At 52.0% G+C, this 15,789-nt stretch carries 14 protein-coding genes; all 14 read left to right on the top strand.

Annotation, left to right across the window (positions count from 1 at the left end):
- The first annotated feature begins 23 nt into the window (after positions 1-23).
- The 14 genes from ACFSB2_RS04620 to mraY all read left to right on the top strand — a co-directional run bounded on the left by ACFSB2_RS04620 (position 24) and on the right by mraY (position 15,722).
- Entirely contained in the window at positions 24-275 is a 252-nt protein-coding gene (locus tag ACFSB2_RS04620; RefSeq protein WP_377941650.1) for an acyl carrier protein, read from the top strand.
- 4 nt (positions 276-279) lie between these two features.
- Positions 280-1,308 (top strand): NAD-dependent epimerase/dehydratase family protein, encoded by a 1,029-nt coding sequence (locus ACFSB2_RS04625; protein WP_377941651.1) that lies wholly within the window; start codon positions 280-282, stop codon positions 1,306-1,308.
- A gap of 13 nt (positions 1,309-1,321) precedes the next feature.
- Positions 1,322-2,215 carry a glycosyltransferase family 2 protein gene (locus ACFSB2_RS04630; RefSeq protein ID WP_377941652.1) on the top strand — a complete coding sequence of 298 codons (894 nt, stop codon included), beginning with the start codon at positions 1,322-1,324 and terminating at the stop codon, positions 2,213-2,215.
- 7 nt (positions 2,216-2,222) lie between these two features.
- Positions 2,223-3,005: an alpha/beta hydrolase gene (locus tag ACFSB2_RS04635; RefSeq protein ID WP_377941653.1), complete on the top strand. Its 783-nt coding sequence runs from the start codon at positions 2,223-2,225 to the stop codon at positions 3,003-3,005.
- Positions 3,002-3,865, top strand: a complete 864-nt coding sequence (locus tag ACFSB2_RS04640; protein WP_377941654.1) for a serine aminopeptidase domain-containing protein — start codon at positions 3,002-3,004, stop codon at positions 3,863-3,865. Before ACFSB2_RS04635 ends, ACFSB2_RS04640 begins: the two co-directional genes overlap by 4 nt.
- Positions 3,825-5,255, top strand: a complete 1,431-nt coding sequence (locus tag ACFSB2_RS04645; protein WP_377941656.1) for a class I adenylate-forming enzyme family protein — start codon at positions 3,825-3,827, stop codon at positions 5,253-5,255. The genes ACFSB2_RS04640 and ACFSB2_RS04645 overlap by 41 nt, the downstream gene beginning before the upstream one ends.
- The gene (locus tag ACFSB2_RS04650) at positions 5,243-6,352 is read left to right on the top strand and encodes a DegT/DnrJ/EryC1/StrS family aminotransferase (protein ID WP_377941657.1); all 1,110 of its coding nucleotides are present in this window, start codon (positions 5,243-5,245) and stop codon (positions 6,350-6,352) included. Before ACFSB2_RS04645 ends, ACFSB2_RS04650 begins: the two co-directional genes overlap by 13 nt.
- A 4-nt stretch (positions 6,353-6,356) precedes the next feature.
- Positions 6,357-7,700: a lipopolysaccharide biosynthesis protein RfbH gene (gene rfbH / locus ACFSB2_RS04655; protein ID WP_377941659.1), complete on the top strand. Its 1,344-nt coding sequence runs from the start codon at positions 6,357-6,359 to the stop codon at positions 7,698-7,700.
- Entirely contained in the window at positions 7,700-8,608 is a 909-nt protein-coding gene (gene rfbD / locus ACFSB2_RS04660) for a dTDP-4-dehydrorhamnose reductase (protein WP_377941660.1), read from the top strand. The genes rfbH and rfbD overlap by 1 nt, the downstream gene beginning before the upstream one ends.
- Positions 8,605-9,588 carry an NAD-dependent epimerase/dehydratase family protein gene (locus ACFSB2_RS04665; protein WP_377941662.1) on the top strand — a complete coding sequence of 328 codons (984 nt, stop codon included), beginning with the start codon at positions 8,605-8,607 and terminating at the stop codon, positions 9,586-9,588. The genes rfbD and ACFSB2_RS04665 overlap by 4 nt, the downstream gene beginning before the upstream one ends.
- A gap of 123 nt (positions 9,589-9,711) precedes the next feature.
- Entirely contained in the window at positions 9,712-10,776 is a 1,065-nt protein-coding gene (locus tag ACFSB2_RS04670) for a WbqC family protein (RefSeq protein ID WP_377941774.1), read from the top strand.
- Positions 10,748-13,462, top strand: coding sequence for a GNAT family N-acetyltransferase (locus ACFSB2_RS04675; protein ID WP_377941663.1), 2,715 nt, complete (start codon positions 10,748-10,750; stop codon positions 13,460-13,462). Before ACFSB2_RS04670 ends, ACFSB2_RS04675 begins: the two co-directional genes overlap by 29 nt.
- The gene (locus ACFSB2_RS04680; protein WP_377941665.1) at positions 13,447-14,688 is read left to right on the top strand and encodes an MFS transporter; all 1,242 of its coding nucleotides are present in this window, start codon (positions 13,447-13,449) and stop codon (positions 14,686-14,688) included. Before ACFSB2_RS04675 ends, ACFSB2_RS04680 begins: the two co-directional genes overlap by 16 nt.
- A gap of 83 nt (positions 14,689-14,771) precedes the next feature.
- Positions 14,772-15,722, top strand: a complete 951-nt coding sequence (gene mraY / locus ACFSB2_RS04685; protein ID WP_377941666.1) for a phospho-N-acetylmuramoyl-pentapeptide-transferase — start codon at positions 14,772-14,774, stop codon at positions 15,720-15,722.
- The last annotated feature ends 67 nt before the right edge of the window (positions 15,723-15,789 follow it).

Genomic DNA, 15,789 nt, shown 5'->3' on the forward strand with positions numbered 1-15,789 from the left:
CTCCGAAGCGAGAGGTGAAGTAGATGGAGGAAATTGTGAAACAGTTGCAGGAAATGTTTAAAGAAATGGGCTATGCGCAGGAAATCGACCCGAAGCGCTCGTTGACGGCCCAGTTGGGATTGGATTCTATCTCGCTGATAGAAACCGTCGTGATGATCGAGCAAAAGTTTAAATTGGAGTTTGACGAGTTGCAGTTGGATTTGGCCGCTATGGATAACATTTCGAATCTTGCCAAGTTGATTCTCGAACACTCAGAAACACAGGAAAGGGTGTGATTTGATGGACGAAAAATTGATCTTGGTCACGGGCGGATGCGGCTATATCGGGATTCACGTCGTGAAGCGCCTGTTGCGTATGGGGCATGCAGTTCGCATTGTCGACAAGTTGATCTGGGGCACGTTTGGCCTGGAGCAATTGAGTGAACGCGTTGAACTGATCAATGCAGATGTGCGCAACGTAGATCCGCGCTGGTTCCAAGGCGTGGATGCGGTCATCCATCTCGCGGGGCTATCGAACGATCCGACAGCGGAATTTGATATGGGCGCCAATTACAGTATCAATTACATTGCATCGAAAAATTTGGTCGCATCCGCGAAAGAGATGGGGGTGCGTATTTTTACCTACGCTTCCTCAGCGGCCATTTACGGATTTCACATCGACGATTTGGCGAATGAACAAAATGAGGTTTTCCCGCAAAGCGACTACGCGCGTACAAAACTGATGGCGGAACAGGAGATTCTCAAAGAGGCGAATGATCAATTCGCGACAGTCGTACTGCGCCAAGGGACGTTGTTTGGTTATTCCCCGCGTATGCGCTGGGATTTGGCTGTGAACACATTTGTCATGCAGGGCATGCGCGATGGCGTCATTACCGTCCACGGCACTGGCGAGGTATGGCGGCCGATGATTCATGTGACAGATATTGCGAATGCCCATATTCAATGTGTCGAGGCGGAACAGAAGCAAGTCAATGGCGAGATTTTTAATTTGGTGACGACGAACGTCAAAATCATCGATCTTGCGAATCAGGTGCGAGACATCCTCGACGATGATGGTGTAGGGGCTCAAGTGAAGTTGAGCGGCGCCACTGATACACGCAATTATCGCATTGACGGCTCCAAATTCGAACGACTGGTCGGTTACAATTCCACAGTTTCTATCGAACAAGGCGTGCGCGAGATCATGGCGCAGTTTGCGTCGGGTGGGCTAAATACAGATTTCGACAATCCGAAATATTACAATATGCGCTGGCTGGAATGCATGTTGGAACTAGAGCAGTATTTTATGCACTATCAAAAAGCTTTGTGAGGGGTTCACCTCGATGAAAGCGACGGTCATTTTACCTGTTTATAACCAGCCGGAACGTTTGCGGCTGACGATGCTCGGCTTGCAACAGACAGATTTTGCGGAGCCTTTTGAAATCGTCGTCGTTGACGATGGTTCTGAGCCAGAGACGGCGCGAGCCATCGAAGATATTCAACTGCCCGAACATGCTAGATGCACTCTTTTATATCAAGAAAACGCGGGGCGCGCCATCGCGCGCAACCGAGGCATTGCGCATAGCCGAGGAGAGATTTTGATCTTTTGTGACGCGGACCGCGTGCCCAGCCCACAGTTTGTATCCGAGCATGTGGCGGCGCATGGCACAAGCAATCAGCGTGTGGTCATTGGCAATGTGCAGGAAATGTACATTTCTAAACTGGACAAGATACGCGGCTACGCAGATTTGGCGCCACATATGCAACGTTCGAAAACGCCGCGGTATATCAAATTGATGAACGACATCTATGACAGCGCTGGCCATACCGATTCACAAGTGGCTTGGATGACATTTTACAGCGGGAATGCTTCCGTTCATCGCGCTGTTTTGGCACAGCAACAGTTTGAAGAAGGGTTTGTGACCTGGGGTGTGGAGCATTTTGAACTCGGGTTGCGGCTACTACAGGCAGGACTTGAATTTACGTTTGCCGAGCGCGCGGTGAACTACCACATTGCCCATGCACGAGAATCTTCCTTTTATAAAGACGCTTATGCAAAGACATTGTCTCATTTCGCGTCATTGCACGGAGAGACCATCGCCAGTCATTTTTACGCATTCATGAATGGCGAACTATCGCTTCAGGAGATGGAACACCGCATTGGTTCACCACAAGCGGAATGGCTTTGCCGTATAGAGGAACCGATTGTCTACAAATCGATCAGCGCGCTGAGGTGACGAATGAATGGAGAAATTGGTCTCATTTCAAGGACCAGATTTTACGCTTTTCGGGGTTGAACACAAAGCTGACAACGCTGCTGGTTACATCCTCAGTTGCTGTGGACTGAATGGGGATCGGACAGACATTCATCGCATCGGCGTACAATTCGCGAGGTGCGCCGCACGCAAAGGGTTCAGCGCACTGCGGTTTGATTACCGCGGGCATGGTGTGTCAGATGAGGCGTTTCAACGGACAAGCCTAGTGACAAAAATCCAGGATATCGAGTGTGTGCTCGGGCACCTGGATCCCGAACTGCCGCTGTATGTGATTGGTTTCAGCGATGGTGTACATGTAGCTGGTTACTTGGCTGAACGTTATCCAAACCGGGTTCGCGGTGTTGTGCTGTGGAGTCCGCTTTACACCAGTCTCCATTCGGCAAGGCAGGCAAAAGTGAAAATTGCCAAAGACAAACTGTACAAAGAGTTGGCGTCTCCCATGCTTGGCCTTTGGTTTGGCATGCCGTATTTGAAGTCATTGAAAATACCCATGTCCATCCCGACCGTTCCACAACCTCTCCTCATCGTTTATGGGGCGAGCGACCCACAAGTTTTCCCTACGGTGCAAGGGTTGATGGACAAAAACGCGCACGCGGAACAAGTGGAAATCCCAGATGCCAATCATGTCTATAGCGATGTGCGCTGGAAAGACCAGGTCTTTGCAACTACGATGGACTTTTTGCAAAAGCACAGCAGCCATTCGTCAAAAGAGGACGTGGAGCTGTATCGCCGACAAGGGGAGATATCATGATTCGGCAATCGTTTCTCCAGGTGGAAGAAGGTTTCTGTTGTGTGGTGGAACACATACCTGATGTGCATCGCGCGACACTCATTCTGTTCAGCGGGTTCGGCCAGACCAAGTGTGAATATGCCTTTTTCTACTCGCGTCTAGCCAAATGGATGAGCCAACACGGAATTTTGACGATTCAATGGGATTATCGGGGCCATGGGGACAGCAGTCATCAGCTCGAAGACATCACGTGGCATCATTTACAAAACGATGCGTGCGCATTGATGGCGTCCGTTGTCAGGGAATACGGCCATCAGCCACTGTACCTTTTGGGCAAAGGCATCGGTTATACGCTGGCATCCCAGATGGCGAATGCGTTTCCAGTCAACGGTGCGCTGGCCTTTTATCCCCATGTGCCAAGACCAGGCCATGTGGATGTGCTCTTGCAAACGTTGGGCATGGCAAATGAGCCTGTTTTGAATTTGGCGGATGCACTGGCAGCCTTCAAAGGCTTCGACAGCCAACTGACCCCAGACGAACAGCGGACACTCATGTACTTTCAGAATCTTGGTGGATACCCAGAGAATCTGAAAGGCCAGCAGGTGCAGGCGCATTTTCTACGCGAATTGGATGCGCTTGCGCCTGACAACGTCCCCTGCACTGTCTTGCTATTAGCTGGCCATAACGACTTGATGCGGGACGCGCGGGAAGAGATGATGCGCCAAGTGCAGGGCGAATATCAGGTGCGCGCTTTTGCCAGCGGGCCAACGCATTACTTGTCTGCTGATGGATTGGACAACGTGATCTTGGCGGTTAGTTCATGCTTGGAGGAGGAGTTGTATGGGCACACTTTCGCGACAAGTCAACAACTGGCTCCATGAACACGCGGATTGTGTGTTCTCATATGTACACGGATGGACTTATAGCGACGTAGCGCAGCAAGTGGATGCATGCGCCATTCGTTTACATGAACAGGGTGTCGCTGAACGGCACCTGGTCGCGCTGTACGCTGCCAATTCACAGGCAGCGGTCATTGCGTTTCTGGCGCTCTTAAAACTCGATGCCGTACCCATTCTTGTGCACCACTATTATCAACCAGAACAGGTGCAGGATATCATTGGGGCGTTTTCACCGCACGCTTTACTGACAGATACACGCGAAGGGGTGGCGACAAATCCTACCCATTTCGATATCGGGGAGCGCACATTGTACCTGTCATCGGCGATCACGCGCGATGCCCAAGATATCCCGCCGCAGGTGGCGGTCATTGGCATGACATCCGGCACCACCAACCGTCCCAAAGGCGTGATGCTCACAGATTCGAACTTATTGAGCAATATCGAATCAATTGGGAGATATCTCGGGCTGACGTCGAAAGACCGGATGTTGATCATGCGCTCCCTCTCGCATGCCTCCGTCTTTACGGGCGAGTTTCTGGTCGCTTTGGCACAAGGGTGCGCGGTGGACGTCATTGACCAATTCAATGTCCTTCGCATTCATAAATGGATGCAAGCGCATCAGATAACCATCACGGGTGGATCACCTTCCATGATTCGCAGCCTGTCTAACTTGCAAAAGAAGTTGGAGACCAGCTTGCCGCTGCAGAAAATCTTGATCAGTGGATCCCCGGTGAGCGCGCAAGTATTGGCGGAGATCGTATTTCCATTCCCGGATGTGAAATTCTACCATGGCTATGGGTTAACAGAGGCATCTCCACGTATTTCGTGCTTGTTGCCGCAAGATTTCCGCCGGAAGATGTCTTCTGTTGGCCGTCCGCTGACAAATGTGACGGTGAAGATTATCGATGAGGCGGGACAAGAAGCGCCGCCAATGCAAGTTGGCGAGATCGTGGCGACGGGGCCAAACGTCATGTTCGGCTATTACGGACATGAACCATTATCCGGAAGCACCATTGCAACTGGGGATCTCGGCTATTTGGATGATGAAGGGTTCCTCTATGTGATTGGCCGCAAGGACGATTTGATCATCCGGGCGGGCATCAACATCTATCCGTCAGAAATTGAAGAAGCGCTCCTGCAGCACCCCAGTGTCACAGACGCGTTTGTGTATGGGTCTCCCGACGATGTGCATGGTCACCGCATTCATGCGTGGGTCGTCGTGGATGAAGCGGCGTCGGAGATGTTGCAGGATGACATATTTCAGCACTGCGTCCGTCTGTTGGGGAGCGCGCGCATCCCACAGGAAATCCGGATTGTGCCGGAGATTGCAACCAATGCGGTTGGAAAACGGGTGAAGCCGTGTCTTCTGTGACACCGATTTTCAAAATTCCGCATTCCAAACCGGATATCGGTCAGTTGGAGCAGGATTATGTCAGGGACGTACTGCAGAGCAACATGTTGATGACCGGAGCTTGTGTGCCAAAGTTCATGCAGGCCTTTCTCGCTTCTCTGAATGTGCCTTATGGGGTTGCGACGCAAAGCGGCAGTTCAGCCATCCAACTCGCACTCGCCGTGTTGGGGATAGCGCCCGGCGATGAAGTGATTGTGCCGGTTTACATATGTGACAGTGTGTGGCACGCCGTCCGCGCCGTTGGCGCTATTCCGGTGCCTGTGGACAATGCGCCGGGAAGTTGCAATCCATCGTGTGAAGAAGTGCTGGGGGCAATCACGCACAGAACCCGCGCCATCCTCGTGGCGCACATCATGGGCTATCCCTTTCCAATTGAAGATCTCCGGAGAAGCACGCAATTGCCAATCATCGAGGACGCATCACAAGCTTTAGGGAGTATGTTGCTGGAAAAGCCGTTAGGGACATTCGGGGATATCGCCATATTTTCCTTTTCTGGCACGAAGATGATCACGGGCGGAACGGGCGGATTCCTGGCCACAAGCCATGAAGCGTACGGACAACGCGCGCTGCAAATGCACAACAGCAACGATGGCGTTCGTGCGCCGTATGTGAAATTCAGCTACGCCATGAATGAACTGCAAGCGGGCTTACTCTTGGCACAGATGGAGCGGTTTCAAGCCATGCTGGAACGCCGCGCGCGCCTAACTGACCTGTATGACGAAAGTCTGGCCGGCACGGGGTTTGCGCGCTACACACACGCCAACACATTTTCCTTTCAATATAACAACTATCGTTTTTTGATCCCGACGGGGAAAGCCGTTGACCGAATTTTGCAGCGCTTGCACGCGCTCGGGATTTCATGCCGACGTCCGATTGATCCGCTGTATGTGTTGCATGAGGACATTGCAGAAAATCAATATCCGAACGCGGCGCATTTTCACGATTCCATACTTTCTATACCGATTTATCCGGCATTAACCGACATCGAGGCTGCTTATGTCGCGCACCACTTACACGTGATGTATTCCGAAGAAGCGATGTATCGAGAGGATGAGTAGGCCAATGCAGGTTCAAGCAGACGCGCTGCAAAACAGGTTGGATGAACTCAAAGGGGATATATTCGATAAAATCAAGGAATTTCAAACCGTCAAAGCGCAATTAAAAGCTCAATCGCCGCAGAAATTCATCGGCTATGCGGGGGCTGTTTACGATCACGAGGAACTGATTGCCATGACAGACACGATGCTCGACGGTTGGTTTGCCTTGGGCAAACGCGGCAAACTTTTTGCCGATAAGCTGAGCGAATTTGTGCAAACGCGGCACACCGTTTTGACCAACTCGGGTTCCTCGGCAAATCTGGTCGCGATTTCCTCATTGTTGTCGCCGGAATTGCCCAATCCGCTCCAACCCGGAGATGAGGTGATCACGCCAGCCTGCACCTTTCCGACCACACTGAATCCAATCATTCAGAATGGACTCGTGCCGGTTTTTGTCGATGTCGATCTCGGTTCTTACAACATGAATCTGGATCAGGTCGAAAATGCCATCAGCGACAAAACCCGCGCCATCTTCTTTGCGCACACATTGGCCAATCCGGTGAACATGGCGCGGTTGATGGAAATCGCCAACAAACACCAGCTCATCGTGATCGAAGATTGCTGTGATGCGATTGGGTCGACTTATAATGGCCAGAATGTCGGGACGTTCGGGCTGCTTTCGACGTGCTCTTTCTACCCTGCCCACCACCTCACAACTGCTGGGGAAGGCGGTGCGGTCTTTGTCAATGCAGGGCAAAAAGTACAGCGCATCGTGTATTCGTTCACCAATTGGGGACGCGCTTGTTGGTGCAGTTCGGATGAAAAAAATCCACTGGGCGCCTGCAATGCCCGGTTCAATTTTAAAGTGGACGGCATTGCGTACGACCACAAGTTCTTGTACTCGCACATCGGCTACAACCTGAAGCCCACAGAAATCCAGGTGGCCATGGGCCTAGCGCAACTAGAAAAACTGCCAGATTTCATTGCGGCGCGCAAACGCAATTTCTACGCATTCCACCAGGGGTTATCCCATCTCAGTGACGCACTCATCTTGCCGCAATGGGAGAAAGCGGCGGATCCATCCTGGTTCGCCTTTCCCATGACCGTACGCGAAGATATGCCGTTCAGCCGTGAAGACCTGGTTCATCACTTGGAGGAAAATGGGATACAGACGCGCAATCTGTTTGCGGGTAATATCCTGCGCCATCCAGCTTACCGCGACAGTCGCTGGGAAGTGCGCGCCGAACTGAAAAACTCTGATCTAGTGATGAAAAACACGTTCTTCGTCGGGGTGTACCCTGGCTTGTCGGAGGCAAACATCGAATTCATCATCGACAGCATCTCCTCTTTTGTGAGAGGGCGCGTCTAATGGCATCCTCTCTCGCAAAAAAGCGGTTCTTGGTCACCGGCGCAGGCGGGCAACTCGGTGCTCAGCTTGTTCAGGAATTGGCTTATCGCCACGGGTGTCCAGTCATCGGTTGGACAAGCCAGAACGTAAGCGGGGAAATGCGTGGTAATCACGCGTACCGTCAAGTGGACATCACAGACCGCCAAGCCGTCGAACAGGCTTTTCACGAATGGCAGCCTGACTGCGTGATTCACTGTGCAGCAGTCACCAATGTCGATCTCTGCGAGCGGGATCGCGAAATCGCCAAACAGGTAAACACCACCTCATCCGCTTGGCTGGCCGAATTGGCCAGCCGTGGAGGGGCCAAATTTGCCTTTCTCTCCAGCGACTATGTGTTTGATGGCAGCGACGGGCCGTATGACGAGGATGCGAGGGTCAATCCCATCAATTACTACGGGGTGACGAAAGCGGCGGCTGAACAGATTATCTGCGAACATCTGCCTGATGCCCTGATTTTGCGCACGACCGTGCTGTACAGCAACGGCAGGCACAACAATTTCTTGAAGTGGGTCGTGACCCAATTGCAAATGGGGGCAGAAGTTCGCGCATTCACGGATCAATACGGAAACCCCACGTGGGTGGATGGGTTGGCTCGGGCCATTCTCGATTTGATTGCCCTGGATTGTCAGGGCATCTATCACGTGGCAGGACCTGACTGGGTCAATCGCTACACATTCGCATTGCAGATAGCCACCGCATTTGGTCTGCCTGCAGCGCGCATCTGTCCGGTCACAGCAGAACAGCTGCCGCAAACGGCAAAACGGCCAGTGCGCGGCGGATTCCGAGTCGCGAAGTCGTTGGCGCTGACCGAACATTTGTATTCCATCGACGAAAGTCTGCAATGGTTGCGAGGAGGGGAACGTGCATGAACAGACAATACGATGGCAAAAAAGCGCTGATTGTCGGCGGACTCGGATTTATCGGCAGCAATTTGGCGCACGCTTTGGTCGAGGCAGGCGCAGATGTGACGATTGCAGACTGTCAACTGCCTGGGCACGGCGCAAACTTGTTTAACCTGCACGGCATCGAGCAGCGCGTGAACGTGCACTACACAGATATTCGGGATGCGTTCGGGATGGCGGCGCTGGTCCAAAATCAGGATGTCATCTTCAACATCGCTGCACACTCTAGTCATCTGGACAGTGTGAAAAATCCACTGTATGACCTGGATATCAACGCGCGCGGCAACCTGATTCTGTTGGAGGCCGTTTGCAAGGCAGGCGCGAAAAGCAGGGTGGTCTACGTGGGGACGCGCGCGCAGTATGGCCGCATATTGCACAAGCCGGTCGCAGAAGAGCACCCCATGAATCCGCTGGAGCAATATGCCGCCCACAAGATGCTGGCGGAGCGGTATCACCTTATTTACCACCACCTCTACGGTCTGCCAGTCACCTGTTTGCGTGTGAACAACACGTACGGCCCGCGCTCACAAATGGGCCATGCCCGATTTGGCGTCTTGAACTGGTTTATGCGTCTGGCGATAGAAAACAAGCAGATTACCGTGCACGGTGATGGCAGTCAATACCGCGACTATAACTACATTCAGGATGTCGTCGCAGCGCTCTTGATGGCTGGCGTCGACGAACGGATGAACGGCGAGGTATACAACCTCGGCAGTGACGATCCACGTCCATTTCGCGAACTGGTTGAACTGATCTTGGCAGCGGCTGGGCAGGGTTCCTACGCGTGTGTGCCGTTTCCCCACGAGAATCAGGTCATTGACGTGGGCGACTTCGTAGCAGATATCACGAAGATCAAAGCGCTGGGTTGGCAACCAAAAACCGACTATGTGGAAGGGTTTCAGCGCACCATTGAGTTCTATCGCGAATATCAAAAACATTACTGGTAGACCGCCGTGTGTGATGCTTCCTGCACCAGCAGCATCATGAAAATACCAGTCCATTTCGGCAGTGCGGATGGCGCAAGCGAATATATATCGACTTAATTTCGGGATAGACGGAAGGTGAGAAAAATGAAGGTCGTCACGGTCGTAGAACCCTATTTTCTGCCTTGGTTAGGCTATCTGCATCGCTTGTTGGTCGCAGATACCGTGGTCATGCTCGATCACGTCAAGTTCCCCAAGCGCATTTACTGCAATCGGGTCCAGGTGTATCAACGCAATGGCCCGACCTGGCTATCGGTGCCCATCCGCAAGACGACAGAGGATGAGCAACTCGGTGAGGCGAAAGTCGCCGATGGCAAGTGGAAGCACAAAATGCTCAATATCATGAAATACAATTACTGCACGCTGCCATATTTTGATGATTATTTTCCGCGCATCCGCGAATGGATACTCGGTTCCGCAGATACATTGATGGATTTGGACCTCAAAATCATCCATGGGATGTTTGACATCATGGGGTTGGACGTGAAGTCGAAAATCGTTTTTTCCAGCCAAATGGGTGATGTGGGCAAGAAGAACGAGATGAACAAGGACTTGGTTCAAAGGTGCGGCGGCAATGTCTATTACTCGGGCACGGTCGCCCGCAATTACAATGATGCGTCCGTATTTAAGCAAGCAGGCATCTTGCTTGCTTATCACAATTGGGAAGAACCAGACTATGCGCATCGCTGGGGGCAGCACGTCAAAGGGATGTCGTCCATTGATGCGTTGTTCCATCTTGGGCCAGATGTGTTAAGCAGATATTTGTTGCGCCACGTTGAACAAGAGCGGGATCGCCTGACGAAAGAATGGAGCTTGTTTCATCAGAAAGCAGTCACGAAGTCCTTGTCACGCAATGACTTGCTGTTGTCGATACAAGAAGTGTTGATACAGATCCACCTGTGTCCAGCACTGCGCATCGACGAAGAAACGCCGTTTGGCAAGTATGTCACAGATACGTATGGCTTGTTGACGATGATTCGGGCGTTGGAACTCAAACATCGCGTGTGGCTGGTGCAAGACATCGAGGAATTGGGCCATTTTGGCGTGATCGGCGACTTTGTCGATCACTGCGAACAAGCGCTGCAACGCAAGGCATTCCATCGTCAAAGTGAGGGAATTGAATATGCAGATTCGGGCGTTTCGACAGGATGAACTTCATCTCTTAGCGGAATTTTGGAATCGAATCGACGATTTGATTCCAGGCACATTGAATGCAGGAATCACGCTGACGGAAGCGGAAGCGCGTGAGTGGTATGTATCCCGAAACATTCTCTATGCGGTGGCTGCCTATAAAGACGAGCAGATGATTGGTTTCCTCGACATCACGCAGGGCAGTGACAAGCGCACGGCCATCTTGGATTGGATAGCCGTGCTGCCGCAATATCAAAGCACGATGCTGGTGGGGAAACTGGCACTCACGGCGTACAAATACGCGCTCGGGCGCTACGAATATATGGAGGCCAAATCTTGGCCAGCCAATCACGCGCTTGTTTTTTACAAAAAGTTCGGGAAGAAGTGGATTCCCGGTACAGGCGTGAAGTTTATCAACTATCTGCCCATCATCAAAGATCATCCGCTGTGCAGCGATTACTTTCAGCGCCATGATCTGATCAAATCCAATCAGGTCAATCGCGAGATTTTTGAACCGTATCAGAAATGGAAAGAACGGGATGTTGTAAAGTATGACTTCTCCGATGCTGGGGAGGACATGCGTGTATTCATCGATGTGATGAGCAAGCAAGTGGCGGGGGTCGAGGTCGGCGGAGGTCATGCCGCGCTTGCGGCGATTTGCCGCCAGGCGCAGCCATTGGGCGCACAGACGCTCCAAGTGACAGTTGAACCGTTTTGTCCGGCACAGGCGCAGCGTGTCATCGTGTGTGTGCAAAATGCTCGTCATACATTCTCTGTCGCGCCAGGCGGCGCCAACCCTTCGTTGGATTTTGAGATCCCGCTTGAACACATCGACGCGGACCAACTGATTGTCGAAGCTATTGTGGTGGAACGTGAGCGTGTATATTCCCTGTTTACATCGGTCGCTTTGCCTGAACAAAAAAAACATGTCAAACGCTGGGCGCACAATGGTTTTACCATCCTGGAATCGGACGGGGACATCACGGTGAAAAATCACGATCTTCACCTGATGATTGGCAAACGCGGCGGGACGTTGCAGGTGAGTCGATCCGACGAAAAAATCGCGTTCTCACAAGGTGCAGTCGAGATTGGCCCGCCATATCAGCCATCCATCATCTCTGATCATACATTTCAAATCAAGTCGATGGAGGCCAATGGGCGCGATTTGGTCTTGTCTTTGGAAACGAGTGCTGCGGTGACGAAAGATTGTGGACGCTTGCATTGGGAACTCGCCTTGACGCCGGAGGCGCAGTTTACACAGAAATTTTACACGGAATTTCCGACAGAACGACAATTGCGCATTTCACCAGTGCTCTCCAACGAGTATGGCACATTGTACTATCCATTTGATGAGGAGATCATCTCGGGAGAACTGCTGGTGGGTGAATTTCCGCTTGGCAACGACCTGTATAGTGAAGGCATGCGTTACACGGGCCGCTGGTGCGCCGTGACGTTTGACGACCGCGCGCTCTACTTCAGTTGGAGTCACGCGAACAAGGTGGTGTTTCACCAGAACCGCATCCCGCAGTTGACGGCATGTTTATCCACTCCGTTTCATTTTGAATGTGATTTGCAACCGTTTGACGACATCAGAGAGCGTTTAAATGTCAAACACAAAATCAATTACACCAAACAATCGGTTCGCCCGTATATTCAATTGATCGCGACGGCGCAGAGGCGAAGCAAGACGATGGTCGAGGTGGACGTCAGGCTGCAAACGATATGTCGTGCCACGAAAGACGGTTGGGTGCAAATTAAGCCCTGGGGGGCAGACAAAAAGCTGCCGAATGGTTTTTTCGCTTTTGAAGGCCTTTCAGCCGAGCGTCCCGTCGAAACGACGCTAGCGGTGGATGTCGAGCAGTTCAACGGCGCCATCGACGTGCTGCAAGTGGCGTATGAATTCAACGGTATCATCCGCACCATGTCAGTGCCGATTGAGTCCGCTGGAACTGCCCTGCGCGAAGACGCGGCAGAACTGCAGTTCACAGCAGATGATCACCATGGCGCGCTGCAGACGGTGCAGTGGCGTGATCGAACGATTGTGCGCGCGAACGAGTCTGAGAAATTTGGCGTGTATTATCCTTGGCCCGGTGGACTGTTTGTCGATATCTGTTCACCGTTTGAACCGGCGTTCAATCTGTTGACGGGCGATAAGTTCCAGCCAGTGGCGCAGGATTGGAACATTTGTAAATATCGTGTCGATCCGCTACATATACCGGAACTGGAAGTGCTTATTTCGTACGAACTGGATCGCGCGCAAAATCTTCTATTGGCAAATGTGCAGGCAATCCATCATGGAACACAGGCGCTGCGACCCCTGCGCTTTCGCATCAACACCATGTTGGAACAAATTTTGGCGGCTAGATTGCGGTTGGATAACACCGGGCGTGAATTGCGGATTGGCAAACGGGCCACGTATGTGAAGTGCTTTGCCCAGGAAGCGGATGTTGCGTTGGCAGACGTGCAACTCTGCTTTCAAGGCGTCTCCTCCCATGCAGACAGCAAGCGATTGGTGTTTTTCGAAACGTTCGGCAAAGATGTGTACAATGTGGGACTGTCTACTGATGCGGCGCTAGAAGCGGGTCAACGTCTGGAGATACAGTTGAGCTTGCAGTTCATAGAAAATGCTTTGGCGGAAAACGGCGCGCATCGGCCATCTGCTTACTTGCGCGGTGAAACGAGGGGCGCGGCATGTTTTCTGTCTTAAGGGAGCGGGCGTTTCGCAGGTTCTGGTTCTCGCAGGTCTCCTCCCAGTTTGGCGACGGCATCACCAAAACGGCGTTGATTTATCAGATTACCATCATTTCGATGAATCCGTTTTTGATCAGTCTGGTACTGCTCGCTGAGATGCTGCCGGGCATTGTGCTTGGTCCGCTGGCGGGGTCATTTGCAGATAAATTTTCTAAAAAACAGATATTGGTGAGCGCGGATTTATTTCGGCTTGTCATCGTGCTTCTGATGATTCCAGCGTTGAAATCCGCCGGATGGTTATTGGCGCTGATGCTTTGCAAGGCTATCGGAACAGCGTTTTTTATGCCTGCTAGATCAGCAGGAATTCGTCAAGAGGTTGGGGAAGAAAAGGTCTCGGAGGCGGTCGGCATGGTGCAAAGCACAGCCAGCGCATTGCGGTTGCTGGCGCCTTCGATTGCCGGTTTGCTGTTGGTTTTGCAAGCGAGGTGGCTCATCTTTGTCATTGATGCGGCGACGTTTTTATTGTCGGCCGCCTTTCTGTCAGGGCTTCCATCCATGAAAGTGGTGCGGGAGGCCGCAGATACAGATGCATCATTCAAAGCCAAGTGGTCGTTTGGTTTTCAGTTTGTGTGGGCGCAATCCTGGTTGCTGAAGCTGTTTCTGCTCTCTGTGCCATTTTCGTTGGCGGTGGGGATGAACAGCACGAATATGCGGGTGATTGTCCTGCAGCGCTTCCATGTGCCCGTTGTGCAATATGGCTTGATGGAAGGCATGCTGGGGGCAGGCGCCATCATTGGGGCACTGATTGCCACCCAACTGTCCAGGCGGCGTTCGTCGTTTGTTCCGCTGTGCTTGGGGATGTGCTTATTGGGGCTGACGATGGTGCTCATATACCCACTAAACAGTTGGCGTCTTGTGGTTGGCACTGTGCCGGTATTTGGGTGGATCGCGTTTTTGGGTATTGCGACTGCAACGGCGAATGTTGGATTCAACACACTGCTCATGAAAACGGCAAAACCACAGATGTTGGGGCGCGTTGCGGCGGTGTCCAACTCGTTCACCAGCTTGACCGTGATTGTCGGCGTCTGTTCCGTCGGCAGCCTGGACCATTTTGTCGGTGTCATCGGCACCACTGCCTGTGCAGGGGGATTGCTGTTGCTGACCTTGTTGGCGTTGCCATTCCTCAAAGATCTGAAGCATATGGATTTGGCGCAACAAACGGTTTCCGACTCTTCGCCGTGAAGGGATTGCCAAAAGGCTTTATCGCGGCTGGCGTACATGCGCTGAAAAATAAAAGTATACGCGTACTGTAAGGAGATGTTCGATTGAGTTCCCTCTATCCTGCACTTTTTGCTTTTTTGCTCGTCATGTGCGTCATTCCGTTGCAAACCCGTCTCTTTAAAGCGTATGGCGTGGTTCAACCCATCCGCAAGGAATTGCCGGCGGATCAACAAAAAAAGCGGGGAACACCGCTCATGGGTGGATTGGTGTTCGTTGTGGGCGTCTTCATCTCCCTATGGCATGGGGAGTCGACGTACACTGTTTTCTTACCTGGCATCTTTGTGCTATATGCCTGCATTGGCTTTCTCGACGACTTTAAGAAGGCCTACACCAAATCGCCCGACGGCATCTCGGCGAAAACCAAGCTGCTGCTGCAAGTGTTGGTGACAGGCGGCGCCCTATTTTATCTGTTTGACGAGACGGCATTGCAGTCGATGCTCACCGTCACGCGCTCCGTCTCATGGGATGTGCCGATTGTCATTTTTGTCATCGGCGTCGGCCTGATTGTCATCGGCTCTACCAACGCCATCAATTTCACAGATGGACTGGATGGGCTATTGTCCGTTGTCGCCATCCCTACATATTTTTTCTTTTTCGTCATATCGAGTTCTGCAGACATCCGGCTGTTCTGTCTCATCATGATTGCTTCCCTGCTCGGTTTCTTGTTTTATAACCGGTATCCAGCCAAGTTAATTATGGGCGATACAGGCTCCATGGCCATCGGCGGCACGTTGGCTCTATTGGCCGTGATTGATGACGTCATTATTCTTTTGCCTGTGTTGTTTCTGGTGTACTTTGCGGAAATTCTCTCTGTCATCATCCAAGTGTCCTATTACAAGCGGACAGGCAAACGCATCTTTCGGATGTCGCCCATCCACTATCACTTTAGTCTGAAATATGGCTGGAACGAAAATACGATTGTCATTGTGTTTGGGGCTGTATCGTGGGTTTGCGCGTTGTTGTGCATCGGGTATTACGATGTCTTCATGAAATAATGCAATCATCGCGAGCAGCGCCCTCGGGGACTTTTTCACAAGTCCCCGAGGACCTTTCTATTCATCG

The sequence above is a fragment of the Alicyclobacillus fodiniaquatilis genome (assembly GCF_042678105.1).
In the GTDB taxonomy this organism is placed as follows: Bacteria; Bacillota; Bacilli; order Alicyclobacillales; family Alicyclobacillaceae; genus Alicyclobacillus; species Alicyclobacillus fodiniaquatilis.

Bases quoted from the DNA above. Each gene is read 5' to 3' on its own strand.
- ACFSB2_RS04620 (WP_377941650.1), top strand. From the start codon at position 24: ATGGAGGAAATTGTGAAACAGTTGCAGGAAATGTTTAAAGAAATGGGC.
- ACFSB2_RS04630 (WP_377941652.1), top strand. From the start codon at position 1,322: ATGAAAGCGACGGTCATTTTACCTGTTTATAACCAGCCGGAACGTTTG.
- rfbH (WP_377941659.1), top strand. From the start codon at position 6,357: ATGCAGGTTCAAGCAGACGCGCTGCAAAACAGGTTGGATGAACTCAAA.
- ACFSB2_RS04675 (WP_377941663.1), top strand. From the start codon at position 10,748: ATGCAGATTCGGGCGTTTCGACAGGATGAACTTCATCTCTTAGCGGAA.
- ACFSB2_RS04635 (WP_377941653.1), top strand. From the start codon at position 2,223: ATGGAGAAATTGGTCTCATTTCAAGGACCAGATTTTACGCTTTTCGGG.
- ACFSB2_RS04645 (WP_377941656.1), top strand. From the start codon at position 3,825: ATGGGCACACTTTCGCGACAAGTCAACAACTGGCTCCATGAACACGCG.
- rfbD (WP_377941660.1), top strand. From the start codon at position 7,700: ATGGCATCCTCTCTCGCAAAAAAGCGGTTCTTGGTCACCGGCGCAGGC.
- ACFSB2_RS04640 (WP_377941654.1), top strand. From the start codon at position 3,002: ATGATTCGGCAATCGTTTCTCCAGGTGGAAGAAGGTTTCTGTTGTGTG.
- ACFSB2_RS04625 (WP_377941651.1), top strand. From the start codon at position 280: ATGGACGAAAAATTGATCTTGGTCACGGGCGGATGCGGCTATATCGGG.
- ACFSB2_RS04670 (WP_377941774.1), top strand. From the start codon at position 9,712: ATGAAGGTCGTCACGGTCGTAGAACCCTATTTTCTGCCTTGGTTAGGC.
- ACFSB2_RS04665 (WP_377941662.1), top strand. From the start codon at position 8,605: ATGAACAGACAATACGATGGCAAAAAAGCGCTGATTGTCGGCGGACTC.
- ACFSB2_RS04680 (WP_377941665.1), top strand. From the start codon at position 13,447: ATGTTTTCTGTCTTAAGGGAGCGGGCGTTTCGCAGGTTCTGGTTCTCG.